This is a genomic window from Geodermatophilus sp. SYSU D00815 (assembly GCF_054050035.1).
In genome coordinates this window covers 1-24830 of record NZ_JBJGYO010000004.1, presented here as the reverse complement: position 1 = coordinate 24830, position 24830 = coordinate 1, and the positions used below count along the sequence as shown (strand labels likewise).

28 protein-coding genes and 1 rRNA gene are annotated in these 24830 nt (G+C 75.4%); 13 read left to right on the top strand and 16 right to left on the bottom strand.

The window, feature by feature from the left end; all coding sequences use genetic code 11:
• Positions 1-3: 3 nt before the first annotated feature.
• Positions 4-741, bottom strand: coding sequence for a DUF2470 domain-containing protein (locus ACI78S_RS06155; RefSeq protein ID WP_456971348.1), 738 nt, complete (start codon positions 739-741; stop codon positions 4-6).
• Positions 742-805: 64 nt separating this feature from the next.
• Between ACI78S_RS06155 and rpsD the strand changes: the two genes are divergently transcribed.
• The 4 genes from rpsD (at position 806) to ACI78S_RS06135 (ending at position 3968) form a co-directional block, all read left to right on the top strand.
• Positions 806-1408, top strand: a complete 603-nt coding sequence (rpsD, locus tag ACI78S_RS06150; RefSeq protein ID WP_456971347.1) for a 30S ribosomal protein S4 — start codon at positions 806-808, stop codon at positions 1406-1408.
• Between the two features lie 147 nt (positions 1409-1555).
• Positions 1556-2143 carry an ArsR/SmtB family transcription factor gene (locus ACI78S_RS06145; RefSeq protein ID WP_456971346.1) on the top strand — a complete coding sequence of 196 codons (588 nt, stop codon included), beginning with the start codon at positions 1556-1558 and terminating at the stop codon, positions 2141-2143.
• The gene (locus ACI78S_RS06140) at positions 2140-3384 is read left to right on the top strand and encodes an MFS transporter (RefSeq protein ID WP_456971345.1); all 1245 of its coding nucleotides are present in this window, start codon (positions 2140-2142) and stop codon (positions 3382-3384) included. The genes ACI78S_RS06145 and ACI78S_RS06140 overlap by 4 nt, the downstream gene beginning before the upstream one ends.
• Before the next feature lie 29 nt (positions 3385-3413).
• Positions 3414-3968 (top strand): RNA 2'-phosphotransferase, encoded by a 555-nt coding sequence (locus tag ACI78S_RS06135; protein WP_456971344.1) that lies wholly within the window; start codon positions 3414-3416, stop codon positions 3966-3968.
• Between the two features lie 28 nt (positions 3969-3996).
• On the opposite strand, the gene ACI78S_RS06130 is transcribed toward ACI78S_RS06135, so the two are convergent.
• From ACI78S_RS06130 to ACI78S_RS06085, 10 genes are all read right to left on the bottom strand, one after another.
• Positions 3997-4257, bottom strand: coding sequence for a hypothetical protein (locus tag ACI78S_RS06130; protein ID WP_456971343.1), 261 nt, complete (start codon positions 4255-4257; stop codon positions 3997-3999).
• A 14-nt stretch (positions 4258-4271) separates the two neighbouring features.
• The gene (locus ACI78S_RS06125; protein ID WP_456971342.1) at positions 4272-5288 is read right to left on the bottom strand and encodes an SRPBCC family protein; all 1017 of its coding nucleotides are present in this window, start codon (positions 5286-5288) and stop codon (positions 4272-4274) included.
• Positions 5288-6571 carry a hypothetical protein gene (locus ACI78S_RS06120; RefSeq protein WP_456971341.1) on the bottom strand — a complete coding sequence of 428 codons (1284 nt, stop codon included), beginning with the start codon at positions 6569-6571 and terminating at the stop codon, positions 5288-5290. The genes ACI78S_RS06125 and ACI78S_RS06120 overlap by 1 nt, the downstream gene beginning before the upstream one ends.
• A gap of 75 nt (positions 6572-6646) precedes the next feature.
• On the bottom strand, positions 6647-7396 hold the full coding sequence (locus tag ACI78S_RS06115; RefSeq protein ID WP_456971340.1) for a GvpL/GvpF family gas vesicle protein: 750 nt from the start codon (positions 7394-7396) through the stop codon (positions 6647-6649).
• 2 nt (positions 7397-7398) lie between these two features.
• The gene (locus ACI78S_RS06110; RefSeq protein ID WP_456971339.1) at positions 7399-7839 is read right to left on the bottom strand and encodes a gas vesicle structural protein GvpA; all 441 of its coding nucleotides are present in this window, start codon (positions 7837-7839) and stop codon (positions 7399-7401) included.
• Positions 7836-8156: a gas vesicle protein K gene (locus ACI78S_RS06105; protein ID WP_456971338.1), complete on the bottom strand. Its 321-nt coding sequence runs from the start codon at positions 8154-8156 to the stop codon at positions 7836-7838. The genes ACI78S_RS06110 and ACI78S_RS06105 overlap by 4 nt, the downstream gene beginning before the upstream one ends.
• A complete protein-coding gene (gene gvpJ / locus ACI78S_RS06100; RefSeq protein ID WP_456541758.1) occupies positions 8153-8350 on the bottom strand; it encodes a gas vesicle protein GvpJ in 198 nt (65 codons plus the stop codon). Before gvpJ ends, ACI78S_RS06105 begins: the two co-directional genes overlap by 4 nt.
• On the bottom strand, positions 8343-9356 hold the full coding sequence (locus ACI78S_RS06095) for a GvpL/GvpF family gas vesicle protein (protein ID WP_456971337.1): 1014 nt from the start codon (positions 9354-9356) through the stop codon (positions 8343-8345). The genes gvpJ and ACI78S_RS06095 overlap by 8 nt, the downstream gene beginning before the upstream one ends.
• Positions 9353-9736 carry a gas vesicle protein gene (locus tag ACI78S_RS06090; protein WP_456971336.1) on the bottom strand — a complete coding sequence of 128 codons (384 nt, stop codon included), beginning with the start codon at positions 9734-9736 and terminating at the stop codon, positions 9353-9355. Before ACI78S_RS06090 ends, ACI78S_RS06095 begins: the two co-directional genes overlap by 4 nt.
• Positions 9733-10008: a gas vesicle protein GvpO gene (locus ACI78S_RS06085; RefSeq protein WP_456971335.1), complete on the bottom strand. Its 276-nt coding sequence runs from the start codon at positions 10006-10008 to the stop codon at positions 9733-9735. Before ACI78S_RS06085 ends, ACI78S_RS06090 begins: the two co-directional genes overlap by 4 nt.
• Positions 10009-10258: 250 nt before the next feature.
• Between ACI78S_RS06085 and ACI78S_RS06080 the strand changes: the two genes are divergently transcribed.
• Both ACI78S_RS06080 and ACI78S_RS06075 read left to right on the top strand, forming a co-directional pair.
• Entirely contained in the window at positions 10259-10639 is a 381-nt protein-coding gene (locus tag ACI78S_RS06080; RefSeq protein WP_456971334.1) for a hypothetical protein, read from the top strand.
• A gap of 70 nt (positions 10640-10709) precedes the next feature.
• Positions 10710-12269 (top strand): signal peptidase I, encoded by a 1560-nt coding sequence (locus ACI78S_RS06075; protein WP_456971333.1) that lies wholly within the window; start codon positions 10710-10712, stop codon positions 12267-12269.
• On the opposite strand, the gene ACI78S_RS06070 is transcribed toward ACI78S_RS06075, so the two are convergent.
• Positions 12200-13393: a DUF2332 domain-containing protein gene (locus ACI78S_RS06070; protein WP_456971332.1), complete on the bottom strand. Its 1194-nt coding sequence runs from the start codon at positions 13391-13393 to the stop codon at positions 12200-12202. The genes ACI78S_RS06075 and ACI78S_RS06070 overlap by 70 nt on opposite strands.
• A 246-nt stretch (positions 13394-13639) precedes the next feature.
• On the opposite strand from ACI78S_RS06070, the gene ACI78S_RS06065 reads away from it, so the two are divergent.
• Positions 13640-14428 (top strand): ANTAR domain-containing protein, encoded by a 789-nt coding sequence (locus tag ACI78S_RS06065; RefSeq protein WP_456971331.1) that lies wholly within the window; start codon positions 13640-13642, stop codon positions 14426-14428.
• A 123-nt stretch (positions 14429-14551) separates the two neighbouring features.
• Complete coding sequence (locus ACI78S_RS06060) at positions 14552-15601, top strand: zinc-binding dehydrogenase (RefSeq protein ID WP_456971330.1); 1050 nt, start codon at positions 14552-14554, stop codon at positions 15599-15601.
• A gap of 58 nt (positions 15602-15659) precedes the next feature.
• On the opposite strand, the gene bar is transcribed toward ACI78S_RS06060, so the two are convergent.
• On the bottom strand, positions 15660-16763 hold the full coding sequence (gene bar, locus ACI78S_RS06055) for a barbiturase (protein WP_456971329.1): 1104 nt from the start codon (positions 16761-16763) through the stop codon (positions 15660-15662).
• Between the two features lie 10 nt (positions 16764-16773).
• Complete coding sequence (locus ACI78S_RS06050) at positions 16774-17763, bottom strand: carbamate kinase (RefSeq protein ID WP_456971328.1); 990 nt, start codon at positions 17761-17763, stop codon at positions 16774-16776.
• A 214-nt stretch (positions 17764-17977) separates the two neighbouring features.
• On the opposite strand from ACI78S_RS06050, the gene ACI78S_RS06045 reads away from it, so the two are divergent.
• Positions 17978-19141, top strand: coding sequence for a sensor domain-containing phosphodiesterase (locus ACI78S_RS06045; protein ID WP_456971327.1), 1164 nt, complete (start codon positions 17978-17980; stop codon positions 19139-19141).
• A 7-nt stretch (positions 19142-19148) separates the two neighbouring features.
• Here the strand turns inward: ACI78S_RS06045 and ACI78S_RS06040 are convergent, their stop codons facing one another.
• Complete coding sequence (locus tag ACI78S_RS06040) at positions 19149-19670, bottom strand: N-acetyltransferase family protein (RefSeq protein ID WP_456971326.1); 522 nt, start codon at positions 19668-19670, stop codon at positions 19149-19151.
• Positions 19671-19726: 56 nt separating this feature from the next.
• Here ACI78S_RS06040 and ACI78S_RS06035 point away from each other — a divergent pair, with 56 nt between their 5' ends.
• On the top strand, positions 19727-20293 hold the full coding sequence (locus ACI78S_RS06035) for a helix-turn-helix domain-containing protein (RefSeq protein ID WP_456971325.1): 567 nt from the start codon (positions 19727-19729) through the stop codon (positions 20291-20293).
• Between the two features lie 4 nt (positions 20294-20297).
• Here ACI78S_RS06035 and ACI78S_RS06030 read toward each other — a convergent pair whose 3' ends face one another.
• The gene (locus tag ACI78S_RS06030) at positions 20298-21116 is read right to left on the bottom strand and encodes a PHP domain-containing protein (protein ID WP_456971324.1); all 819 of its coding nucleotides are present in this window, start codon (positions 21114-21116) and stop codon (positions 20298-20300) included.
• Between the two features lie 80 nt (positions 21117-21196).
• On the opposite strand from ACI78S_RS06030, the gene ACI78S_RS06025 reads away from it, so the two are divergent.
• From ACI78S_RS06025 to ACI78S_RS06015, 3 genes are all read left to right on the top strand, one after another.
• Positions 21197-23443: a DEAD/DEAH box helicase gene (locus ACI78S_RS06025; RefSeq protein WP_456971323.1), complete on the top strand. Its 2247-nt coding sequence runs from the start codon at positions 21197-21199 to the stop codon at positions 23441-23443.
• Between the two features lie 85 nt (positions 23444-23528).
• Positions 23529-24158, top strand: coding sequence for an alpha-ketoglutarate-dependent dioxygenase AlkB (locus ACI78S_RS06020; RefSeq protein ID WP_456971322.1), 630 nt, complete (start codon positions 23529-23531; stop codon positions 24156-24158).
• 587 nt (positions 24159-24745) lie between these two features.
• Positions 24746-24830, top strand: a 16S ribosomal RNA gene (locus ACI78S_RS06015); the annotation flags it as partial.

Here is a 24830-nt window from a genome sequence, read left to right as displayed (position 1 = left end):
GGCTCAGCAGCAGGCCAGCAGGGCGGTGAGCGCCGGGCCGACGTCGTCCCGGTCCGCCACCGGCGCCGGGAACGGGATGCGGGCGTCGTAGCAGCTGGCCGGGCACTCGACCCGGAAGAGGACGCCGAACCGGTCGACGGCCAGCACGTGCACGCGGTCGTCGGCGCCCGCCCACAGCCGGACCCTGCCGCAGAGGACGCCCAGGTCCGCGGCGTGCTCGCGGAGCAGCTCGTCGGCGTCCAGCGGGTCGGGCCGGGCCCCGGCGTAGGCCTCCGGCTCGACGCCTGCGCTGACCCCGGCCTCCTCCAGCTGGATCTCCGCCACGTCGAGGCGCAGCAGCGTGGCGGTCAGGCCGACGTCGAGCAGCACGTCGTCGGGGCACGCCTCGGCGAACGCCAGCGCGAGGTCGAGCTCCTCGTCGGCGGCGACCGGGGCGAGCCAGCCGACCATCTCCAGCCGGCCGCGCACCGGGTTGCGCAGGGGCAGCGCGGCGCGGTCGGTGACGGTCACCCGCACCGGCAGGTCCCCCAGCGGGGAGCTGCGCACGGCCGTCACCAGCCCGCCGTCCCGGGGGACGACGAGGAGCACCTCGCCGTCGGCCGTCGTCGTGGCCGCCAGCAGCCGGCTGCTGCCCATGCCGGGGACGTGCACGTACGCGGTCCCGCGGCAGGCGATCGTGCGCGCCCGCTCGGCGGCCGTGGCCTCGTGCAGGGTCGGCTCGCTGCGGTGGGGAAGGGGCATCGCGATCACCTCGGCGGGGTCGTAGAGTGGAACTAAGGTAAGCCTTACCAAAGACGGAGGTCCAGTGAACACCCCTCGCCCGAAGATCCGGCTCAGTCGCAGGCTGGGCCTCCCGCTCACCCCGAAGGCCGTGCAGTACTTCGAGCGGCGCCCGTACCCGCCGGGCGTGCACGGCCGCAAGCGGCGCACCCCCAGCGACTACTCGACCCGGCTGCTGGAGAAGCAGCGGCTGCGCGCGCAGTACGACGTCAGCGAGACCCAGCTCCGGCGCGCCTTCGACCGCGCCCGCCGCACCGGCGGCAAGACCGGCGAGGCGCTGATCCAGGACCTCGAGTCGCGCCTCGACGCGACCGTGCTGCGCGCCGGCTTCGCGCGCACCATCTACCAGGCGCGGCAGTTCGTCACCCACCGGCACGTCCTGGTCAACGGCCGGCGCGTCGACCGCCCCTCCTACCGGCTGCGCCCCGGCGACTTCGTGCAGATCGCGGAGAGGTCGCGCGTCAAGGAGCCGTTCGTCGTCGCCGCCTCCGGCGCGCACGCGACCCCACCGGCCTACCTCACGGTCTCCCTGTCCGACCTGGTCTGCCGGGTGGAGCGGACGCCGTCCCGCGAGGAGGTCCCGGTGGTCTGCGAGGAGCAGCTGGTGGTGGAGTACTACTCCCGCTGACCCGGGCGGCCGCTCGGCCGGGAAGGCGCTCCGCGCACGCGACACGGCGGGCGCGCCGCCCGGCCGTGCACGGAGCGCCGGCTCGCCGACGGCCATGATTTCCCGAGAGACGTTTGCAAAACCATCTTGGGAAACTAGGGTGGTGGCGTGCCGGTCCGCCGCAAAGAGCTCGACGCCCCCGCGCTGAAGGCGCTGGCGCACCCCCTGCGGGTGCAGATCCTCCGCGTGCTCGAGCTGCGCGAGCGGGTGAGCGTGACGAGCCTGGCCGAGGAGCTGGGGGAGACGACGGCGGCCGTCAGCTACCACCTGCGCCAGCTCGCCCGGCACGGCTTCGTGGAGGAGTCCGACGCCGAGGAGCCGGGGCCCCGCGCGGTCGGCCGGCGCCGTCGCGCCTGGCGGATGGCGGTCGACGAGATCCACATCAGCGGCACCGGGTTCCTGCAGGACGAGGGCACGCGCGAGGCCGCGACCTTCCTCCTGCGGGAATTCCAGACCAGCCGGAGCCGCCGCCTCGCCCACTGGTTCGCCACCGCGACCACCTGGCCGGAGGAGTGGCAGCGGGCCTCCAGCGACATGGACGGCACGCTGACCCTCGACCCGGGGCAGACCCGCGCGCTGGCCGACGAGCTCAAGGCCGTCGTCGACCGGTACCGCGAGCTGCCGCCGGGCCCGGGGGCGTGCCGGGTCGACGTCCAGTACGCCGTCTTCCCCGCCGCCGAGGCGGAGCCGTCGTGACCGCCCTCGGCTCCCGGTTCTGGCGGCTGTTCGCCAGCAGCGCGACGTCCAACCTCGCCGACGGCATCGGGCGGACGGCGCTGCCGCTGCTGGCCGCCTCCTACACGCGCGACCCGGTCCTGGTGTCCGGGCTGGCCACCTTCGCCTTCCTGCCCTGGCTGCTCTTCGCCCTGCTCGGTGGCGCGCTCGTCGACCGCGTCGACCGGCGGTACGCCATGTCGGTCGCCAACGCCGTGCGGGCCGTGGCTCTCGGCGTGCTGGCGCTGCTCGTGGCGTGCGACGCGGGGTCCGTGCTCGCGCTGTACCTCGTCGCGTTCCTGCTGGGGACGGCGGAGACCGTCTACGACAGCGCGACCCGGGCCCTGCTGCCGCAGGTGGTCGACCGGCGCCGGCTCGACCGCGCCAACAGCCTGCTCACCGCCGAGGAGTCGCTCGGCCAGCAGTTCATCGGGGCACCGGTCGGCGCGGCGCTCTTCGCGCTCGCGGTGGCGCTGCCCTTCGCGGTCAACTCGGCGGGGTTCGCCCTCGCCGCCGTCCTGGTCCTGACGATCCGGGGGGTGCGCCGGCCCGACCGCCCGGCCGCGCGGGCCTCGGTGCGGGCGGACGTCGCCGAGGGGGTGCGCTGGCTCTGGCGCCACCGGCTGCTGCGCGGGTTCACCCTCCTCGCGGGGGCCACCTGCCTGACCAACAGCATGATCGACGGCGTCCTGGTGCTCTACGTCCTCGAGGTGCTGCTCCTGCCGGAGAGCAGCTTCGGCCTGGTCGTGCTCGCGGCCGGGGTGGGCGCCCTGCTGGGCGGCCTGGTCGCGCCCGCGGTCGGTCGCCGGCTGGGGCGGGCCCGCGCGCTGACCGCGGGGGCGGTCGTGAGCGCCGTGGCCATCGGCCTGATGGGGGTCGTGCGCGACGGCTTCGCCGCCGCGGCGCTGCTCGCGCTGTCGGCGGTCGGGGTGATGGTGTGGAACGTGCTCACGATGTCGCTGCGGCAGGCGCTCATCCCCGAGCACCTGTTCGGGCGGGTGCAGGGCGCGTACCGCACCGTCGTCTGGGGCGCGATCCCGCTGGGCGCGCTCACCGGGGGCGCCGTCGCGCGCCTCCTCGGGGTGCCCGCGGTCTTCCTGGTCTCGGGCACGGGGCTGCTCGTCCTCGCCGGGGCCCTCTGGCTGCTGCTGCGCGCCCACGCCGCCGAGCTGACCGACGAGGCGCTCGCCGAGCAGGGGACGGAACGGGCGCCGGCCGTCTGACCGGCGGCCGAACGGGGTACCCGGGCGCGGTGGACGTCGTCCGGGTGAGCAAGCGCTTGTCGTACGTGCTGCGGCACCGGCCGGAGAGCCTCGGGCTCACGCTGGACGCCGGCGGCTGGGTGGACGTCGACTCGCTGCTGCGGGGCCTGGCGGCGCACGGCATGCCGCTCGAGCCGGCGGAGCTGAAGCACGTGGTGGACACCGACGACAAGCGGCGGTTCGCCCTCGACTCCCCGGGTGCCCGGATCCGGGCCTGCCAGGGCCACAGCGTCGCGGTGGAGCTGGGCTACCAGCCGGTGCCGCCACCGCCCGAGCTGTTCCATGGGACGGTGGCGCGCTTCCTGGACCCGATCCGCCGCGACGGTCTGCGCCCCGGCGGCCGGCACGCCGTCCACCTGAGCCCCGACCGGGCCACCGCCCGCGCCGTGGGCGCGCGGCGGGGGCGACCCGTGGTGCTCCGCGTGGACGCCGAGGCGATGGCCGACGCCGGCTACCTGTTCAGCCGGTCGGCCAACGGCGTCTGGCTGGTCGACGCCGTCCCGCCCCGCTACCTGACGGTCGAGACCGGGGACGCGGGTTCCTGACCCACGCCCCCGGTCCCGCCCCCCGCGGTCAGCTCGACAGGCGGATCGCCCGCTCGATCAGGTGGCGGCTGGGGTACCGGTCCTTGCGGATCTTGTCCATCAGGATGTCGGCGTAGTCCTGCCGCCGCCACGGCGTGAGCAGCCGCTCGATGTCGTCGAGCATCGCCGACGACGGGTAGCGGTCGTTCTCCACCTTCTCGAGCAGCAGGTCGAGCACCTGCTCACGCACGGTGAGCGTCCGCTCGAACTCGGCCTCCGGCGACAGGATGTCGGCGTCGGTCTGCGACATGGGTCAGCTCCTCCTCACCGGGCGCCGGCGGGTTCCGGCTCCTCTTCCTGCTCCTCGGGTGCCTCTTCGGGCTCCTCGCCGCCTTCCTCGGGCTCCTCGCCGCCTTCCTCCTCGTACTCCTCGTAGTCCTCGTCGACCCGCCCGTCGCCGGCCTGGCGGTCGCTGCCCTCGAGCGCGCGGGGCTCCTGCTCCTGCCCCTCTTCCTCGTCGGGACCGCGGACGACCTCGCCGTCGCGGATCTCGCCGCGCCAGCTCCCGGTGGCCTCGCCGCGCATCATGATGAAGCGGCGGAAGTGCTTGAGGTCCAGCCGGGCGCGGCGGCCCTGGGCCCGCCAGATGTTGCCGGTCTTCTCGAACAGCCCCTGCGGGTAGTACTCCATCACCAGCAGGATCTGGGTGAGGTCGTCGGCCAGCGGGTGGAAGGTGACGACGCCCTTGGTCGTCCCCTTGGCGCCCTCGGTGCTCCAGGCGATCTTCCGGTCGGGGATCTGCTCGGTGACCGTGGCCTTCCAGTTGCGCCGCGACTTGGCGACCTTGACCCGCCAGTTGCTGTTGACGTCGTCGGTCTGGTCGACCGAGTCGACGCCCTTCATGAAGCTGGCGAACTCCTGGAACTGCGTCCACTGGTCGTAGGCGACGTTCACCGGGACACCGACGGAGATGTCCTCGACGATGTTCATGAACTTCTTGTTGCCGCTCCCGCCGCTCTTCTTGCGACCGAAGAGGCCGGACACCTTCTCCTTGATGCCGGCGCCGATGCCGCCGACCGCCGCCTTGACCGGGCTCTCGCCCGAGACGAGCCGTTGCACGGCCGTGCCGGCGGCAGCGGCCTTGAAGCCGCCGCCGTCGGCCGTGTCGTTCAGCGAGCCGGTGACACCGCTCAGCTTCTCGCCGACCTTCTTCGCGGCGTCCTGCCCCCGCGCCTTGGCGTAGTCCTTGGCCGCTTCGCCGAGCCGGGACACGGCCCCGCCGACGAGACCGCCACCGTGCTGCTGCTGCTGCTCCTGGTCCTGCTCACCGCTGCTGGTCATCAGCGGGCTCCTTCCTGGACGGAACGACGGGGGGCGCGCCCAGCCGGCGCCGCGCGCTTGGTGGGGGCCGGGACGGCCGTCGGGTCAGGGACGCGCTTGCGCGGTTGCTGGCCCTGCCCGCCGCCGGCCCGCGGCTCGGACTTCCGAGGTGCGGTCTTCTTGGCGGCCTTCTTCGGCGGGGCCTTCTTCGGCGGAGCCGTGCGCGGCGGGGCCTCGGCGCGCTCGCCCTGGTCATCGTCGCCCTCGGCCTCGTCGCCTCCGGCTTCCTCCTCCGCCTGGTCGGCCTGGGCCGTGTCGCCCTCGTCGGCCTCGGCCGTCTCGCCCTCCGCGGCCTCGTCCTCCTCGACCTCGGTGGTGCCGGTGTCGCCCTCGTCGGTGTCGGCCTCGTCGGTGTCGGCCTCGTCGGTGTCGGCCTCGTCGGTGTCGGACTCGGCCTCGTCGGTGTCGGACTCGGGCTCCTCGTCCTCGTAGTCCTCGCCCTCGTCCTCGTAGTCCTCGGCCTCGGCGGTCTCGCCCTCCTCGGCCTCGGCCTCGTCGGCCTCGGGCTCCTCCTCGGTCTCGTCCCCCTCGGCCTCGTCGGCCTCGGCGGTCTCGCCCTCGTCGGTCTCGCCCTCGTCGGCCTCGGCCGTCTCGCCCTGGGGCTCCTCGGCCTCGCTCTCGAAGGTGTCGTCCTCGGCCCGCGCCGACTCCTCGTCCGCCTCTCCGGAGTCCTGGCCCTGGGCCTCCTCCTGCGCCTGGTCCTCCTGCGGCTCGTCCTCCTGCTGCGCCTTGCCCTTCCTGCGGCCGAGCAGGCCGGTCACCTTGCCGACGCCGCCGGACAGCGACGACGCCTTCTTGCCCGCCTCACCGGCTGCGCCCTGGGCGCTCTTGCCGGCCTCCCCGGCGACCTCCTGGGCGGTGTCGGCCGCTTCCTTGGCGCTGTCGGCCGCCTTCTGCGCGGCCTCGGTCGCCTGCTGGACGCCCGCGGTCAGCGCGGCGGTCCGCTTCTCCAGCGCCGAGGTGAGGGCGGCCACCTGCCCCTCGATGGTGGCGCCGGCGGCCTTCTTGCCGGCCTGGATCAGCGGCCCGCGCAGCTGGGTGACCAGCTCCTTGCCCTCGGCCGAGTTAGCGATGCTCAGCAGCCCCTCGCGGAGCAGCTGCTTCGGGTCCATCTTCACGCCGGCGGCCCACATGGCCAGGCCGACGGCCGCCTTGCCCTTCTTCATGCGGCCCAGCAGGTACGCGGCCAGGGCCACGCCGCCGAGCTTCAGCATCCCCGGGTTCGGGGTGGGGGTTTCGGTCACTGCGCTCCTCCTCTGGAGTCGGGTACGTCCGTGTCCCCGTGTCGACGTCGGCCCCCGTGCCGACGGTGTGGCTGCTCACCACCCCCATCTCGAGCGCGGCTCGGGCTCGGGTCCGGAGGGCAGGTCGTCCAGGAAGCTGTAGACCGGCAGCGGGCCCACGTACTCCACCTCCGCCAGGCCGGCGGCCGCCTCGCGCAGCCGCGCGACCGCCGCGTCGGCGTCGGCGAGGCGCTCGCGGCGCACGCACCACGCCGTGCGCCGCACCTGCTCGTCGGCGGCGAGGAGGGCGGAGCGCTCGGCGATGCCGGCGAGCTCCGCGGTCCACTCCGCGGTCAGCGCCTCCTGGGCGTCGGCCACCCGGGCGGCCACCGCCTCGCCCAGGGCCATCCGGTCGGCGAGGCCGGCGCCGGGCACCCGGCTGCGGGCGGCCAGCCGCCCGATCTCGGGATCCCCGCGCGCGATGTCGGCGACGACGGCGTCCGTGTCGAAATCGAGGTCCAGGCGCAGCTCCACCAGGTCGGCGACCGCGGCCAGCTGGTGCTCCAGCTGGTCGGCCGCGGGGGTGAGCACCTCCTCGCGGACGGCGTCGTCGTCCGGCGCGGTGGTGCCCAGCGGCAGCGGCAGCACCGGGACGTCGGCGGCCAGCGCGACGAGCAGGTCCAGGTGGGCGACCGCGTCGTCGGCGGTGAGCCCCGACTCCGGCGCCTCCGAGACCGCCGCCGCGAGCCCACCGGCCGCGACCAGCCGCGGGCGCACCGAGCCGGTCTCCACCCGCTCGAGCACCTCCCGGTCGTGCTCGCGCAGCAGCCCGTGGACGAGCAGCACGGTCAGCCCCGCGAGGGCGCGCGCCGCGACGCCGGGACCCCGCGCTCCTCGCGCCGGCCGCCGTTGCCGCGGTCGTCGTCCTCGTCCTCGTCGCCGCGCCCGGTGAGCGACCCGATGACCTCCCGCGCCTTCTCGCCGGCGCCCGAGAGCGCGCCGCGGGTCTTGGCCTTGGAGCCGCCCTCCGACAGCTCCCGCATCAGGCCGGGCAGGCCGGCGACCTGCTCCGACGGCTGCAGGTCGAGCCGGTTGACCGCCTCGGCGAAGCGCAGGTAGGTGTCGACGCTGGCGATGACGATGCGGGCGTCGATCGTCAGCAGCTCGATGCCGACCAGGGCCACGCGCACGTAGGCGTCGATGACGATGCCCTTGTCGAGGACGACGTCGAGGACGTCGGCCAGGCTGCTGGGCCGGGGAGCGCGGTTGACGCTGCTGGCCATGGTCATGGGGTTCTCCTCATCGGATCGGCGGTGCGGGCGGTTCCTGAGCGAGCGAGGCTTGCCAGGTCGAGCGGCAGGTACAGGTCGTTCGGGACGACGCCGAAGTGCTCGATCAGTTCGTCGAAGGTGTCCTCCAGCTGCATGAGGGCCTGCCCCAGGCGCTCCACCTGCTCGTCGGAGAGGCCACCGGCCTCCACCCGGCGCAGCGCCTGGCGCTCCACCACCTGGCGGACCGCCTCGAGCAGGGTCACCACGAGCCGGCCGAGGCTGCGGCCGACGTCCTCGCCGCTGCCGGAGAGCCGGGTGCTGCGCGGCGCGCTCACGACCGCACCTCCCCGGCGGAGTCGGCGACGGCGGTGAGCAGCAGCCGCAGGTCCAGGCGGACGAGGTCGATGCCGGCCAGGCAGATGGTCACGTCCCCGCTGACGTAGGCGCCGCGGTGCACGACGCGGTCCAGCAGCTCCACGAGGCTCGTGCCACCGGAGTCGCCGCCGAGGATGCCGGGCTGCTCACGCACCGCCGGCCTCCAGCGCGGCGAAGGAGTACGGCGGCCACGGCCCGCTCACCTCGACCTCCAGGCCGTCGGGCTCCAGCCGTTCCCGCAGCTCGCCGGCGGCCGCGAGGAACGCGGTCTCGGCCTCGGGCGGGACGAGGAAGGCGAGGTCCAGCAGCAGGGAGGAGCCGGGGGCGCCGCCGCGGCGCAGCGACTCGGCGACGTGCGGGCGCAGCGTCTCCTCCAGCAGTTCGGCGGCCTGCTCGGCGGCGGCCTCCGTCTCGTCGTGCCGGCGCAGCGCCTGCCGGCGACGGGCCAGGTACTCGGTGCCGGAGACCCCGACGCGGTCGGCCGGCCGCGGCCCGGCCGGCACCGGCTCGGCGTCGAGCCGGCGGACCAGCTTGACCCCCCACTCCCGGGTGTCGCCGATCCTTGCCAGCTGCGCGCGGGCGGCGGCGCCGTGCTCGGCGAGCAACCGCCGGGCGGCGGTCTCGTCGGGCACCACGGTGCCGAAGCGCAGCGGCAGCACCGGTCCCACGCCGGCGGCGGCGCGGACGACGGCGTCGTGGCCGCGGGCCAGGGTGGCCAGCCGGCCGCTCTCGGACAGGTCGTCCTCGTCGACGCGCAGCTGGTCGGGGGTCACCCGGCTGACCAGCAGCGCGAGGTCGTCGTCGGCGACCCGCTCGAGCGGCGCCCCGGTGAGCGCGGGCGCCGCGGCCGGCAGGGGCAGCGCGGCGAGGGTGATGCCGTAGGCGTAGAGGGCATCACCACCGGCCGCCGCCGGCTCCGGCGCGGTCACCGGCTCGGGCCCCGCGGCCGCTTCGGGCGCACGCGGCTCGGGTGCGCGCGGTGGTGCCGGCGCCGGCTCCGGCGCGGCCGCCGGCACCGGGCCGGCCAGGGCCTGGGCGACGATCGCGTCGGTGAGCAGGTCGGCCAACCGGGCCACGGCCTGCTCCCGGGCGCGCTCCAGCGCCGCGGCCAGCACCTCGGGGGCGGCGGCGCGCGCGAGCCGCTCGAGCTCCTCGCTCATGACCGCTGCCCGTCCGGTGAGATCTCCCGCTGCTCCCCGCCGTCGAGCCCGGCCCGCCGGACGAGCTCCTCGAGCTGGGCGACGCGCTCGCGCAGGGCGCGGGTCTCCTCGTCCGGCTCGTCCACCGCGGGCCGGCCCGAGAAGAACGGGTCCCGGCTCCACCAGTCCATGCCCATCTCGCGGGCGGTCTCGGCGGAGGAGACGAACAGCCGCAGCTTGAGGGTGAGCAGCTCGATGTCGAGGACGTTCACCACGATGTCGCCGGCGATGACGATCCCCTTGTCGAGCACGCGCTCGAGGACGTCGGCGAGCGAGTCGGGCTGCCGGCCGAGGGCGCCCGAGCCGATCCCGCCGGCGCGGCGCAGCGCGGGTTCGCTCATGACTGGTCCACCGACCCTCGGACGAAGCGGCGCAGCCGCTCGTAGCCGCACAGGTCGCCGTTGCCGTCCAGGTCGACCCGGTACGTCGCCATGACGCTGGTGGTGGACGGGATGCGCTCAAGCTCGACGACGTCGACGAGCACGGACCAGCCGTCCTGCTCGCGGCGCACACCCGTGGCCGCCACCGGCTCCAGCTGCGTGAGCCCGGCGAACTGCTCCAGCGCGTTCCGGACCGCGCTGACTATCCCCCCGTTGTCTCTCTTCTCAGGCACGAGACAACCCATCGGTCGGCTTCCGATCGAGACCTGCGCCTACCCGGCGTGACGCAGGGACCAAACCGGCGGCGTGCGGCCCGGCGTGTCGCGTACGCCCTCGATCCGGAACAGAACTCCCTGTGGTCACTCAAGCCACACGCGCCCCGTGCCGATGACGCGGTGTCAACACCGACGCGCAGGCACCTCCCGGCCGGGGACAGGCCCCGGACGAGCCGTGCGCGACATCCCACGGAAGGGAACCACCACGATGCGCACGTCCAAGCTGCTGCTCGCCGGCGCCGGCATCGCCGCCGCCACCGCGGTCGGATCGGCCTTCACCGCCGGCAACTCGCTCAGCGCCAGCGTCGCCGGCTACGGCGAGAGCACGGTGTCGGGCACCACGGTCAACGACATCGACTTCACGCACGTCACGGCCGACGCGAGCCGACTCGACGTCGTCACCTTCACGACCGACCAGGACAACTCCAACCGCGTCGCCCGCCTGACCCTCAAGCAGGGCACGACGCAGGTCGGCACCTCGCCCTACAACTGCACCATCACGACGACCACGATCGTCTGCGACCTGGGCGACAACCCGCTGATCGCCTCCTTCGACACCGTCGGCCTCACCGTCGTCGACAAGGACTGATCCCCCCTACCAGCCGTCCGGGCGGGCGGCGCCCGCCGCCCGCCCGGACCTGCACCTCCCGGAGCCCCTCGTGCGCAAGGTCGTCGTGCTCGGCCTCACCACCGTGCTGCTGCTGGCAGTCGGCTGGCTGCTGTGGCCGGCGACGCTGGGCGGGGGCACCAGCTACCTCCTGACCCACGGCGCGAGCATGGAGCCGCGCTTCCGGACCGGGGACCTCGCGGTCCTGCGGGCCACCGGCGACTACGCGGTCGGCGACGTGGTCGCCTACCGCAGCCCGTCGCTCGGCACCACGGTCATGCACCGCATCGTCGACCGGGACGGCGCCGGCTTCGTCACCCAGGGCGACAACAACGGCTGGCTGGACACCGACCGGCCCACGGCCGACGACGTCCTCGGCGAGCTGTGGCTGCGCGTCCCCGGGGTCGGCGCGGCGCTGGACGCGATGACCTCCCCGTGGGTCCTCGCGCTCGCCGCCCTGTCGGCGGTCGGCGTGCTGTGGCCGACCCGCCGTCCCCGCGGGGGGCACCGCGCCCCCGGGCGGGCGGCACGTCGTCCCCGCCCGGCGGCGCGCGCCCCCCGGCCGCGCTCCGCCCCCCTCCTGCCCCCCGGCGCCCGGGGGCGGCTCGCCCAGGCGGCGCTCGGCGGCGGGACCGTCGCCGCGGTCGCCGCGGTGGGCGCGGCGGTGCTCTTCGCCCTGCCGTCGACCACGACGGAGGCGCAGTCCCTGTCGGTCACCCAGCGCGGCACCTTCGACTACGCGGGCACGGCGGCGCGCGGCACCACCTACCCGGACGGGGCCGTCGCCACCGGTGACCCGGTCTACGTCCGCCTCGCCGGCCCGCTCACCGTCTCCTTCGCCCACGCCGTCACCGGGGGCGGGCTCGACTCCACCACCGGGACGGTGCGGCTCGACGTCGTCGTCACCGCCTCCGACGGCTGGAGCGCTCCCCTCGCCCGCGGCGCGGCCGTCGACCTCCGGGACGGCGCGGGCACCGCGACCGTCGTCCTCGACCTCCCGGCCGCCTCGGCCCTGCTCGACCGGCACGCCGACGAGGTGGGCGCCTCCGGCACGGGCGCGACGCTCACCGTCACCCCGGTCGTCGAGGCCACCGCCGTCCTGGCCGGGGCCGACGTCCCGCTCGCCTCGCTGCCCCCGCTGTCCTTCGCCCTCGACGCGACCGCGCTGCGGGTGCAGGGCGACGCCGGGGCCCTGGCGCCCAGCACCGAGGCGTCGGCGACCGTGGAGCGGGTCGCCCCGCGCACCTTCGACGTCCTGGGCGTGGTCGTGCCCCTGCGCACGGCCCGCACGGCCGCCCTCCTGCTGGTCGCCGTCGCGGCCGGGGTCGCCGCCGCCGCCACGTGGCTCGGCCGGTCGTCCGGCCCGGCCGACGCCCTCGCCGACCGCCTCGTCCCGGTCGCCGACCTGGTCCCGGCCGGCACCGTCGTCGACGTCCCCGACCTCGCCGCCGTCCGCCGGCTGGCCGAGCGGTTCGACGCCGTCGTCCTGCACCACGCCGGCCCGCACGGCGAGACCTTCGCCGTCCAGGACGGCGCCACGACCTACCGCTGCACGCTGCCGGTCGCGGCCCCGCCGGAACCCGCGCCGCGGGCGCTGCTCCAGATCGCCTGACCGTCTCCCGCCAGCCACGCCAGCAGGCGACCGCGCGACCAGCAGCGGCCGACGGCCTCGGCCCGGGACGCCGACCGGTCGAACACCGCCACGCCGAGGATGCTGTGGCCGGAGGCGGGGCGATCACCGAGCGTCGGGATCGTCGGGGCGACCCCGACCCCCTCCGCCGACACCCACGCCACCGCCCGGCCGGCCGCGGCCTCCTCGAGGCGGTGCACGAAGCGCCGGCGGCTCTTGGGCGGGACGCGCGAGAGCGCCCACGTCGTGGTGACGACGGGCAGGGCACCCGCCGGCACCCGGGCGACGGCGTCGGGCAGCCCCTCGACGGCGTCGCCCCGCAGCAGCACCGGGCGGGCCGCGGCCGCGAGCGCCATCTCCGCCTCGAGCCGCGCCGCCCGCTCCGGCTGGTCCGGCGGCAGGCAGGCGCGCAGCCACCGGGCGTCGTCCGGGTCGGTCACGTCGACCGGGTCGCGGTCGATGCCGACCCGGGCGACCACCTCGGGCACCGCCCGCGCCGGGACGGGCCGGTCCCCCACGACCGAGGCCGTCAGCTGCACCGGGGACGACGGGTCGCCCAGGGATCGTCCGTCGCCGTAGGTGATGCCGACGCGGTCGACGAGGAGGTTGAACCCGGCCGCGCAGCCGACGTCGACCAGCCCCACCGCGTCCGCGCCCACCCGCCGCGCGGCCTCGGCGACGATCGGGTGCAGGACGGCGCAGCGTGCGGCCTCGTCGGTCCGCGTCCGCCGGCGCGCGGCGACGGCCAGGACGGCGTCGGTCATCCGCAGCAGCGTGTCGATCGCCGCGGCGGCGGCCGCGTCGCCGTCGCCGTCGCCGTCGGCCCAGGCCGCCGCGAGCGCCGGGGCCCGTCCGGCGAGGGCGAGGTCGTGCAGCGCGGCGAGGACCACCGCGGGGTGCCGCGTGCGCGCCGGCGCCGCTTCGAGGGCGCGCAGCGCCTCGGCGGACCCGCTCAGGGCGAGGGCGACGCGGCGGTACAGCGGCGAGGTGCCGGCGGCATCGGCCGCACCGAATCGTCGGTACGCCTCGGCGAGCGTGCGCGAGCGGCTCGCGGGCGCGGCGCTGCCGGCCATCCGGGGATCGACCTCCTGCTCGTGCGACCTCACGGGCCACCACACCACCACAGGTCGCCCTCGTCCGGCACGCCCGTGGCCGTCGGGGGCTCCCGGGCCGCACGCCGACCGGCTCGCGGCCCGGCCTCCGGCGGTCGGTCGGGAGGTAGCGTGTCGAGCAGCCCGGGGAGCCCCGGAGCGACAGCGCGTCCAGTACCGGCGTGCACGCGAGCGAGGACCCTGCGCGGTCCCGCCGCCGGGGACGCGCGCCTCGGTGCCGAGGAGACCGGAGGCCGTGCCGTGGCCAGCGATCCGGACCCACTGCCGGTGGACCCCGCCGAGGCGCTGGAGCGCCTGGGCCGGTTGTCCCTGCGCGAGCTGTCGATGGACGGCCTGCTGCAGACCGTGGCCGACCTGAACAGGGGCGTGATGCCCGGCAGCCCCGAGGTGTCGGTGACGTTGCTGGTCAGGGACGAACCCACCCTGATGGCGAGCACCGGCCAGCTGGCCGTCGACCTCGACGAGCGCCAGTACGAGCGCGACCACGGCCCCTGCCTGCAGGCCGCCCGCACCGGCGAGATGATCGAGGTCGCCGACGCGCGCACCGATCCCCGCTGGCGGGACTACCTGTCCCGGGCGGTCGAGTGCGGCTCCCTGAGCTCCCTGTCGGTGCCGCTGCGCATCGACGAGGAGGACCAGGTCACCGGGGCGCTGAACATCTACGCCCGCGACGCCGACGCCTTCGACGACGACAGCCGCGCGGTGGCCGGCCGGTTCGCGCCCTACGCCGCGGTCGCGGCCGGCAACCTGCACGCCTACCGGAGCGCCCGCGACAAGGCCGAGAACCTGCGGGTCGCGCTCGACTCCCGCGCGGTCATCGACCAGGCCAAGGGCGTGCTCGTCGAGCGGTACCGGCTGACCCCCGACCAGGCCTTCCAGCTGCTGGCCCGGGCCTCCATGCACACCAACCGCAAGGTGCGCGACCTCGCCGACCACCTGGTGCGCACCGGCGAGCTCCTCGGTGCGGCGGCGCCGGGCGACCGCGGTGGCAGCGGCCCGGGCGGACCCGGAGGCGCGCGGCGCTCCTGACGGCCGCCCCGGGTCTCCCGGGGGACTCGGGCGCTCACGCCTCGCCGGTTCCGACCTCGAGCCGTCGGGCCGCCCCGGGTACCGGGGAGCGGGTCGGGGGACGGCGCCTGACAGGGTGGCGCGATGGCTTCGACGATGCGCGCCCAGCGCTTCCGCAAGGCGACCCGGGAGTGGGCGATCGAGGACGTGCCGATCCCCGAGCCGGGGCCCGGCGAGGTGCTGGTGCAGGTGGAGTACTGCGGCATCTGCCACTCAGACCTGAGCCTGATCGACGGCGTCTTCGGCGGTCCGGGCGTCCCCGACGTCATCACCCAGGGGCACGAGGCGTCGGGCACCGTCGCGGCGCTCGGCCCGGGCGTCGTCGGCTGGGCCGTGGGCGACCGCGTGGTCCCGGCCGCCGGCCGGCCCTGCGGTGCCTGCGTGTTCTGCCTGCACGGGCGCTTCGGCGAGTGCGCGAACCTGCGCCTGATGGCGTTCGCCTACGACGGCGCGTGGGCCGAGTACACGGTCGCGCAGGCCTTCGGCCTGACGCGGGTGCCCGACGGCGTCCCGATGGACCAGGCGGCGATCCTCGCCGACGCCGTCTCCACACCGTTCGGCGCGGTGGTGCACACCGGTCAGGTGCGCATCGGCGAGGCGGTCGGGGTGTGGGGGATCGGCGGCGTCGGCACGCACGTCGTGCAGCTCGCCCGCCTGGTGGGCGCCAACCCGGTCGTCGCCCTCGACCTCGACGAGGAGGTCCGCGCGCGCGCCCTCGAGGTCGGCGCCGACCACGCCTTCGACCCCCGGGACCCCGACGTGCAGGAGAAGGTGGCCGCGGTGACCCGGGGCCGGATGCTCGACGTCGCCTTCGACGCCGTGGGGCTGAGGACGACGTTCGAGCAGGGGCTGGCGCTGATCCGCCCGGGCGGCCGGCTGGTCGGTGTCGGCATGAGCGGTCAGGACGTGTCGCTGGGGCCGACGATGGTGTTCAACCTGCTGCGCAAGAAGGTGCTGGGCCACCTCGGCTACAAGAACGAGGACATCGAGGTCCTCGCCGACCTGGTCGCCGCCGGCCGGCTCGACCTCTCCCGCTCCGTCAGCGCCGTCGTGGGCCTGGAGGACCTCGGCGAGGGCATCCGCCGGCTGCACGAGCGCGATGGCAACCCCATCCGCGTCCTCGTCAAGCCTTAGGCCGCGTCCAGGGCCCCGCCCCGAGCTTGCTCGGGGCGGGGAGGACGGGGTCCTTCCTCTAGGCCTTGACGATGGCGGCGACCGGGCCGCCGCCGGACGGGCCCTGGTGGACGGCGGCCACCGACACGAACACCGCCGGGTCGCCGGTCACCGACGCGGCGACGCCGCCGACGGTGGCCTTGATCTGCCGGTGCCAGAAGACGTCGGAGTCGTCGAGCATCGCGTTGCGCCGGCCGCGGACGTAGCCGGTCGGGTCGGCCTCGCACTTGAGGAACACGTTGACCAGGCGGTCGCCGAGGTCGCTCGGGTGCGGCCGCTCGGGCAGGTCCAGGCCGGCGTCGCGGATGGCGTTCCAGATGCCGTCCTGGTCGAGGGCGTCCTTCATGACCGAGTGCCCGATGCGGTAGTTGCCGCCGTGCCCCCGGGCGTTGCCGACGACGACGATCTGCGCCCGGTCGAGCTCGACGCCCGAGGAGCAGGAGGCGACGGCGCTGTAGAGCGACAGGTCGCGCATGACCTGCTCCTGCTTCGGCATCTCGATCTCGCCCAGCGCCACCGCGATGCCCAGCGCCGTCGTGCCGTTGGAGAGGTCCATCGAGCCGTGCGGCTCGTCGTAGTAGGTGTCCTTGCCGCGGTTCTTCGCGTCGCGGATGGTCTCGATGGTCAGCAGCGGGGTCTTGGTCTGCACGTAGTGGACGTCGGCGGGGTCGGTGATGCCCGCCTCCGCCATGGCCCGCCGCACACCCTCGGCCACCTTCTCCACCATGGCGATCCGGCCGATGTCCTCGGGCAGGATCACGTCGCTCATCGCGTAGCCGACGGTCAGCCGCGGCTCGTCGGTCTTCTCGACGGCGTCCTCGGGCAGCGTGGCGAAGATCGTCGCGTGCGGGCTGATGACGCCGTCGGTCCCGCCGGACCACACGATCGGGATCTGCGCGACGTCCTCCTTGGCGCGCGTGCCCTTCTCGAGCAGGACCTCGCGGAAGGCGCGGTCGGCGATGATCCGGGTGTAGTCGTTGACGCCGCCGTTGCCCTCGGTCTTGCCGATGACGGCGATGACCCGGTCGGCCTCCATCACGCCGTCGTCGATGAGCTTGGCGAGCTCGGAGGCGTCGCTGACGTTGTGCAGCGGGACCTTGCGGACCTCGATCGGTGCGGGCACGGGTTTCCTCTCAGCTGGCGGTCAGGACGGTGCCGACGTCGTCACCGGTGACGGCGTCGGCGATGTGCTCCAGGGACGTGACGACGGCGCGGCGGGGGGAGCCGTCCCGCTCGACGAAGCGCAGCGCGGCCTCGACCTTCGGGCCCATGCTGCCGCGCGCGAACTGGCCGGCCGCGGCGTGCTCCCGCAGCTCCGCGGCGGTGACCCGGCCCAGCGGGCGCTGGGACGGCGCGCCGAAGTCCACCATCACGTGGGGGACGTCGGTGGCGATGACCAGCGTGTCCGCGCCGAGCTGGTGGGCCAGGATCGCGGCCGTCAGGTCCTTGTCGATGACCGCCTCGACGCCGTGCAGGGCGCGCGCGCCGGGGCCGGCGGCAACCCCGGGGTCGACCACGGGGATCCCGCCGCCGCCGGCGCAGACGACGACGAAGCCGGCCAGGGCCAGGGCGTGGATGGCGGGGTAGTCGACCACCGAGCGCGGCTCGGGCGAGGCGACGACCCGGCGCCAGCCGCGCTCGCCGCGGTCCTCCCACACCTGGCCGAGCGCGATGAAGCGCTCGGCCTGCTCGCGGGGCAGGTAGCGGCCGACCGGCTTCGACGGCTCGGCGAACCGCGGGTCGTCGGCGTCGACGAGGGTGCGGGTGACCAGGGCGGCGGTCCGCCGGTCGAGCCCGCGGGCCGCCATGGCCGCGTCGAGCTCGTCGGCCAGGGTGAAACCGATCGTGGCCTGGGTCTGGGCGACGTTCCAGTCCAGCGGCACCGGCGGCACCTCGTGCGCCGCCAGCTCGTTCTTGACCAGCAGGTTGCCGACCTGCGGTCCGTTGCCGTGGGTGAGCACGACCTCCACCCCGGCGGCGACGACGTCGGCGATGTGGCCGGCCGCCGCGGCGATCGCGTCGCGCTGGGCGCCCGGCGTGGCCGACCCGTCCGGGCCGGTCATGGCGTTGCCGCCGAGGGCGATGACGACGCGCCGCGCCCCCGGCCCTCCGCTGCTCGCCACCCCGCGGAGCCTAGCGCCGATTCTCTTAGCGGTGAAGTAGTTGCCGGAGTCGGGTCCGCGCTTCCGGACCGGCCCGTACTGGAAATCGGTGGCGGTTCGGTGGAGACTCCGGGCAGAGCCGGCTCCCCACGACTCGTGCCCCGGGACGGCTCGGCCCAGGAGCGGCGAGCCGGTAGGGAGGCGGAGCGGACGCGTGTCTGCCCCAGCAGGGAGCGTGCTCGGTCGGATCGTCGACGACCCCTGGGTGACCTGGCTGCTCGAGACCGCGCGCGAGCGGGTCGGCACCGACGTCGCCTACCTCGCCGACTTCACCGAGAGCGAGCAGCGGGTCCGGCTCGTGGCCGGCGACCTCGACGCCCTCGAGATCGCGGCGGGGACCGCGGTCCCGCTGGAGGGCACGTTCTGCGTCCGCGTGCTGGCGGGGCTGGTCCCTCCCGTGGTGAGCGCCGCCGCCCGCGACAACCGCACGCGCGACCTCGCGGAGCCTTTCGGCATCGGCGCCTACGTGGGCGCCCCGATCCGCGCCCCCGACGGCCGGGCCGTGGGCATGCTGTGCTGCCTCGGCCGCGGCGACGGCGCCGGCCTCGACGCCGACTCGGCCCGCTTCGTCGAGTTCCTCGCCGAGCTGGTCAGCCAGCGGATCGGTGTGCTGGACGACGAGGAGCGGGCGCGCGACCGGTTCGTCGCCGAGCTGCCCGGGCAGGGCATGCGGACCGTCTTCCAGCCGATCGTGGAGATCGGCAGCGGGCGGACGGTGGCCTACGAGGCGCTGACCCGCTTCGACGGCGCCGACACCGCGACGGTCTTCGCCCAGGCGGCCCTGAGCGGGCGGGGCACGGCCGTCGAGCACGCGGCGCTGGCCGCGGTGCTCGCGGTGCTCGACGCCCGCCCGCTGGACGTCCCGCTGTCGGTCAACCTCTCGCCCGACGCGCTGGTCGACCCGGGGGTGCTGGACCTGCTGCTGGCGGAGCGGCCGCAGGTCGTGGGCGTGGAGATCACCGAGCACCGCCCGATCCGGGACTACTCCGCCGTGCTCGAGGTCCGGCGGCAGCTGCGGGACGCGGGGCTCCCGGTGAGCGTGGACGACGCCGGCGCCGGCTACGCCTCGCTGCGGCACGTCCTCAAGCTGGAGCCGGACACCATCAAGCTGGACGCGGGGATCGTCAGCGGCGTGCACGCCGATCCGGCCCGCCAGGCGCTGGTCGCGGCGATGGTCGGCTTCGCGGCGGACATCGGGGCGACCGTCGTGGCCGAGGGCGTGGAGGTGGTCGCCGAGCGGGACCTGCTGGTGTCGCTCGGGGTGCGGTTCGGGCAGGGCTGGCTGTGGGGACGGCCCGGCCCGCTGCCGGCCGACGAGGAGCTGCCCCGGGCGGGCTGAGCCGCCGTCAGCGCGGCGCGGCCGGCGGGTCCTCCCCCTCGGTGAGCGTCTTCTGGGCCCAGGCCACGTCGTGCCAGCGGCCGAGCTTCCAGCCGATGTCGCGGTAGGTGCCCACCGGCTCGAAGCCCGCGCTGCGGTGCAGCCCCTCGCTGGCCGGGTTCGGCAGGGTGATCCCCGCGACCGCCGTGCGGTACCCCCGCTGGGCGAGGCGGGCGAACAGGGCCTCGTAGAGCGCCCGACCGGCGCCGGTGCGCCGACGGCCCGGCTCCAGGTAGACGCTCACCGCACACGCCCACCGGTAGGCCGCGCGCTCGTTCCAGGTGCCGCCGTACGCGAAGCCCACCACCCGGGCGCCGTCCTCCAGCACCAGCCAGGCGTGCCGTTCCTGGGCCCGCGCGATCCGCCCGGCCATCTCCCGGGCCGAGGGCGCCTCGTACTCGAACGTGATCGCGGTGTCCGTGACGTAGGGGGCGTAGACCGCCGCGCAGGCGGCCGCATCGGCGGCGGTGGCGTCCCGGATGACGTGCATGTCGATCAAAGTAGCCGCACCTGCCCCTATGGTGAACAGATCCCTATGGTGAACAGATGACCGACGGGCTGACCGAGTCCCTGGCGGCGACGCTGGTCGCCGCCCGCCGGGCCCGCGGCCTGTCCGCGGCCGCGCTGGCGCAGCGTTCGGGCGTCAGCCGGGCGATGATCGGCAAGATCGAGCGGGGCGCGGCGCAGCCGACGGCCGCGCTGCTCGGCCGGCTCTCCGGTGCCCTGGGCATGACCCTGTCCGAGCTCGTCGCCCGGGCCGAGCGGGGCGCACCCCGCCGGCTCGCACGCCGGGCGGACCAGCCGACCTGGACCGACCCCGCCACCGGCTACGTCCGCCGGGCGGTCTCGCCGGCGGCCGGCGAGCCGACCGAACTGGTCGAGGTGGTCCTGCCGCCGGGGGCGGAGGTCGCCTACCCGGCGGAGTCCTACTCCTCCACGAGCCACCAGATCTGGCTGCTCGAGGGGTCGTTGCGGTTCCGCGAGGGGGAGGTCGAGCACCACCTGGAGCCGGGCGACTGCCTGGAGCTGGGACCGCCGCAGCCGTGCGCCTACCTCAACCCGGGCGAGCGGCCCTGCCGCTACCTCGTCGTCCTCACCCGGCGGCCCGGCTGAGCGCTCACCGCCGCCAGAAGTCGAAGCGGTCGCGACCCGGCCGGAAGCCCGCCGACTCGACGACGGCGACCGCCAGGTCGAAGCGCTGGCCCACCGAGCGCGGCTGGTGGGCGTCGCTGCCGAAGCTGACCGCCTCCCCGCCCTCCTCGCGGAACCAGCGGACGAGGTCGGCCGAGGCCAGCGGGCTGCTGGTGTTGACCTCCAGCGCCCGGCCGGTGCCGGCCAGCGCGCGGAACACCGCGCGGTACTCCTCCTCGAAGTCCTTCTCGGCGAACCGGTCCGTCCCGCCCGGCCAGTAGCGGCGCGGGAAGTCGACGTGCGCGAGCACCTGGAAGACGTCGCTGGACTCCACCATGTCCACGACCTCGGCGAGGTAGCGGCGCATGGTGCCGTCGGCGTCGGACCACAGCAGCCGGGTCACGCCGACCAGGTGGCCGTCGAGCTCCAGGGAGTGCAGCGAGCCGAGGACCCGGTCGACCGGGGACTGCTCGAGGTGGCGGGCGATGCTGGCGGCGAACAGGTGCGGCTCGCCGGCCTCGACGCCCGACCAGATCCGCAGCTCCGGGAAGCGCTCCCGGCACTCGGCGATGTCGGCGAAGTAGCCCTCGACGTCGATCGGCAGCTGCTGGCCCGGGTGCCGGCCGAGCATCCCGGTCGTCGTGGCGCGGTCCTCGGGGTCCCAGACCGTGAAGTCGAGGTGCTCGGTGAAGGCGATCGCCGGCAGCCCCTCGGCGACCGCGCGCGTGCAGGCGCTGACCATCGAGGCCGAGTCGGCGGTGTCCCACGACCACTCGGTGTGCACGTGGTTGTCCGGCGGTCGCATCGGCCCCGATTCTGCTCCCCGTCCACAGGCGCGCGGGCACCGGGCGTCGGTGTCACCCCGGCTGCCTACTGTCGGACCCCGTGAGCACCGCCATGCGCCCCACCGGCACGGCGCCGTCCGGGCTGTCGTCCTCCGTCGGGGAGGAGGCGCTCGCCGTCCTCCGCGAGCTGACCGGCCGTCCCGACGCCGTCTTCCGCGAGGGGCAGGACGTCGCCGTCGCCGCGCTGGTCGAGCAGGGGCAGCGGGCGCTGGTCGTGCAGCGCACCGGGTGGGGCAAGTCGGCGGTCTACTTCGTCTCCACCGCGCTGCTGCGCCGCCGCGGCACCGGCCCCACCCTGCTGGTCTCCCCGCTGCTCGCGCTCATGCGCGACCAGGTGGCGGCCGCCTCGCGGGCCGGCATCCGCGCCGTCGAGATCTCCAGCGCCAACGCCACCGAGTGGGACGACGTCGCCGCCCGGCTGGCCGCCGACGAGGTCGACGTGCTGCTGGTCTCCCCGGAACGGCTCACCAACCCGCGGTTCCGCGAGGAGCAGCTGCCCGACCTGGTGCGCCGCTGCGGCCTGCTGGTCGTCGACGAGGCGCACTGCGTCTCCGACTGGGGGCACGACTTCCGGCCCGACTACCGGCGCATCCGCGACCTGCTCGGCTCGCTGCCGGCGGGGACGCCCGTGCTGGCCACCACCGCCACGGCCAACGAGCGCGTGGTGGCCGACGTGGCCGAGCAGCTCGGCGCCGGCGGCGTCGAGGTGACCACCGTCCGCGGCCCGCTGGCGCGCGACTCGCTGCGGCTCGGGGTGCTGCGCCTGCCCACCGACCGGGCCCGGCTGGCCTGGCTCGCCGCGCACCTGGGCGACCTGCCGGGCAGCGGCATCGTCTACACGCTCACCGTCGCCGCCGCGGAGGAGACGGCGGGGCTGCTGCGAGACGCCGGGCACGAGGTGCGCGCCTACACCGGCCGCCTCGACGACGCCGACCGCCGCGAGGCCGAGGAGGCGCTGCGGGAGAACCGGGTCAAGGCGCTGGTCGCCACCTCCGCCCTGGGCATGGGCTTCGACAAGCCCGACCTCGGCTTCGTCGTCCACCTGGGGGCGCCGTCGTCGCCGGTCAGCTACTACCAGCAGGTGGGCCGCGCCGGGCGCGCGGTCGAGAAGGCCGACGTGCTGCTCCTGCCCGGCCCCGAGGACCTCGCCATCTGGCAGTGGTTCGCGACGTCGTCGATGCCCCGCGAGGACCACGCCGCCGCGGTGCTGTCGGCGATGGCCGACGGCGGCGCCTGGTCGGTGGCGCGCCTGGAGACGGTGGCCGACGTCCGCCGCTCGCGGCTGGAGCTGCTGCTCAAGGTGCTCGCCGTCGACGGCGCCGTGGAGCGCGTGCAGGGCGGCTGGCGCTCGACCGGCCGGCCGTGGGTCTACGACGCCGACCGCTACGCCCGCGTGCACCGCACCCGCGAGGCCGAGCAGCGGGCGATGATCGCCTACGCGCGGCCGGTCGACGAGGCCTCGTGCCGCATGGCCTTCCTGCAGGAGGCGCTCGACGACCCGACCGCCGCGCCCTGCGGGCGGTGCGACGTCTGCGCCGGCCCCTGGTACCCGGTCGACGTCCCGGCCGGGGCGGCCGAGGCGGCCGCCGCCGTCCTCGACCGCCCCGGCGTCGAGCTGGCGCCGCGCGCCCAGTGGCCCACCGGCGCCGACCGGCTCGGGGTGGCGGTGAAGGGCAAGATCCCGGCCGAAGAGCAGGTGGCGCCCGGCCGGGCGATCGCCCGGCTCACCGACCTCGGCTGGGGTCAGCGGCTGCGCTCCCTGCTCGGTGACGACGGCGTCGGCGGGGTGGTCGACCTCGAGGCGCCCGGCATCGAGGAGGACCCGGACGCCGCCTTCGACGTCCCGGTGCGCCGGGCGACCACCGACCGCGCGCCCGACGACGAGCTCATGACGGCGTGCGCGCGCGTGCTCAAGGCGTGGGGCTGGGCGGAGCGTCCCGGCGCGGTGGTCGCGATGCCGTCGCGGCGCCGTCCGCAGCTGGTCACGGGGGTCGCGGAGGGCCTGGCCCGGATGGGCCGGCTGCCCTACCTGGGGGCGCTCTCCCTGGCCCACGGCGGGCCCACCGGCCAGCCGGGCGGCAACAGCGCCTTCCGGTTGGCGGGCGTCTGGGGGCGCGTCGTCGTCGGCCCGGAGCTCGAGGAGGCCCTGCGGTCGATCGGCCCGGCACCGGTGCTGCTCGTCGACGACCTCGCCGACTCCCGGTGGACGGTCACCGTCGCTGGCCGCGAGCTGCGCCGGGCCGGCGCCTCGGCGGTGCTGCCCTTCGTCCTCGCGCTCACCGCCTGACGGAGGACCCCTGACCCACCGCTCGACTGGAGGGCCGTCCACAGCTTTTCGCACACATGTGCGAAACCTGCAGTAGCGTGCCCGCATGACGCTCGCGCACCAGCCGTCGATGTGGGACCTCGCCGAGGAGGCCGCGCTCACGCCGCTGGCCGGCGCCGTGGTCCGGCACGAGCTGAGACGCGGGGCCTGGGTCGACCACCTGCCCGGCTGGGTCACCGGCTCCGACGCCGTCCTGGAGGTGCTGCTCGGCGACATCGGCTGGCGGGCCGACCGCCGGCAGATGTACGAGCGCGAGGTCGCCGTCCCGCGGTTGCTGCGCTGGTACGCCGGGCACGAGCAGCTGCCGCACCCCCTGCTCACCGAGGCGCGGGACGCGCTCAACCGCCACTACGCCCCCGAGCTCGGCGAGCCGTTCGTCTCCGCCGGCATGTGCCTGTACCGCGACGGGCGCGACAGCGTCGCCTGGCACGGCGACCGGATCGGCCGCGGGCGGTCCGAGGACACGATGGTGGCCATCGTGTCCTTCGGGTCGCCGCGTCCCCTGATGCTCCGGCCGGTCGGCGGCGGGGAGAGCCTCCGCTTCCCCCTGGGGCACGGTGACCTGGTCGTCATGGGTGGCTCGTGCCAGCGCACGTGGGAGCACTGCATCCCCAAGACGGCGAAGCCCGTCGGCCCGCGGGTGAGCGTGCAGTTCCGACCACGCGGCGTGGCCTGAGCGGTGTGAGCCGGCGGACACGGGCCCCGGGACGAGACCGCGGGGCGGGTGCGTTGCGCCACTCGTCCGCGCGGTCTGACAGGTCCCGGGGACGTCGGGGACGACCGCTCGTCCTCCGGTGACCGATCGCCGCCCTGCGCACCAGACCTGCGCAGACACGCGGCGCGCAATGCCGCCGGGGACGGACGCGTTGGACCGACCGCCCGGAACGCGCGGCCGACGGCTGCGCCCCGGGCACGGGAAGGGCCTCCGGGACCCCCCGTGCACGCCCCTCCGGGGACGTGTATGGTTCTTCCTGCACCGAGCGAGAACGGACCGGGCCGCGAGGCCTGGGAAACCGCCGGCCGAGCCCCTGAGGCGCGACTGCTGCGGAGCCCGGTGTACAGTGGGGACACCGCCGCGAACAAAGGCCGCAAAACGGCCGGAGATCGCGCGCGTCCGCTCCTTGAGAACTCAACAGCGTGCCGAAAGTCAGTGCCAAGTAACAACCCCCGGATGCTCGGGCCCGGTTGGGTTCGGGTGGGGATTCCTTTGGTTGATGGATATCGCGATCTGTCAGGTCGCGGTTCTCAGCCGGTGATTGAACATCTACGGAGAGTTTGATCCTGGCTCAGGACGAACGCTGGCGGCGTGCTTAACACATGCAAGTCGAACGGTGAACCCGCTTCGGTG

Coding starts and splice junctions, on each gene's coding strand:
- ACI78S_RS06155 (WP_456971348.1), bottom strand. CDS start 741: ATGCCCCTTCCCCACCGCAGCGAGCCGACCCTGCACGAGGCCACGGCC.
- ACI78S_RS06130 (WP_456971343.1), bottom strand. CDS start 4,257: ATGTCGCAGACCGACGCCGACATCCTGTCGCCGGAGGCCGAGTTCGAG.
- ACI78S_RS06125 (WP_456971342.1), bottom strand. CDS start 5,288: ATGACCAGCAGCGGTGAGCAGGACCAGGAGCAGCAGCAGCAGCACGGT.
- ACI78S_RS06110 (WP_456971339.1), bottom strand. CDS start 7,839: ATGACCATGGCCAGCAGCGTCAACCGCGCTCCCCGGCCCAGCAGCCTG.
- ACI78S_RS06095 (WP_456971337.1), bottom strand. CDS start 9,356: ATGAGCGAGGAGCTCGAGCGGCTCGCGCGCGCCGCCGCCCCCGAGGTG.
- ACI78S_RS06090 (WP_456971336.1), bottom strand. CDS start 9,736: ATGAGCGAACCCGCGCTGCGCCGCGCCGGCGGGATCGGCTCGGGCGCC.
- ACI78S_RS06080 (WP_456971334.1), top strand. CDS start 10,259: ATGCGCACGTCCAAGCTGCTGCTCGCCGGCGCCGGCATCGCCGCCGCC.
- ACI78S_RS06060 (WP_456971330.1), top strand. CDS start 14,552: ATGGCTTCGACGATGCGCGCCCAGCGCTTCCGCAAGGCGACCCGGGAG.
- ACI78S_RS06040 (WP_456971326.1), bottom strand. CDS start 19,670: ATGCACGTCATCCGGGACGCCACCGCCGCCGATGCGGCCGCCTGCGCG.
- ACI78S_RS06035 (WP_456971325.1), top strand. CDS start 19,727: ATGACCGACGGGCTGACCGAGTCCCTGGCGGCGACGCTGGTCGCCGCC.
- ACI78S_RS06030 (WP_456971324.1), bottom strand. CDS start 21,116: ATGCGACCGCCGGACAACCACGTGCACACCGAGTGGTCGTGGGACACC.
- ACI78S_RS06020 (WP_456971322.1), top strand. CDS start 23,529: ATGACGCTCGCGCACCAGCCGTCGATGTGGGACCTCGCCGAGGAGGCC.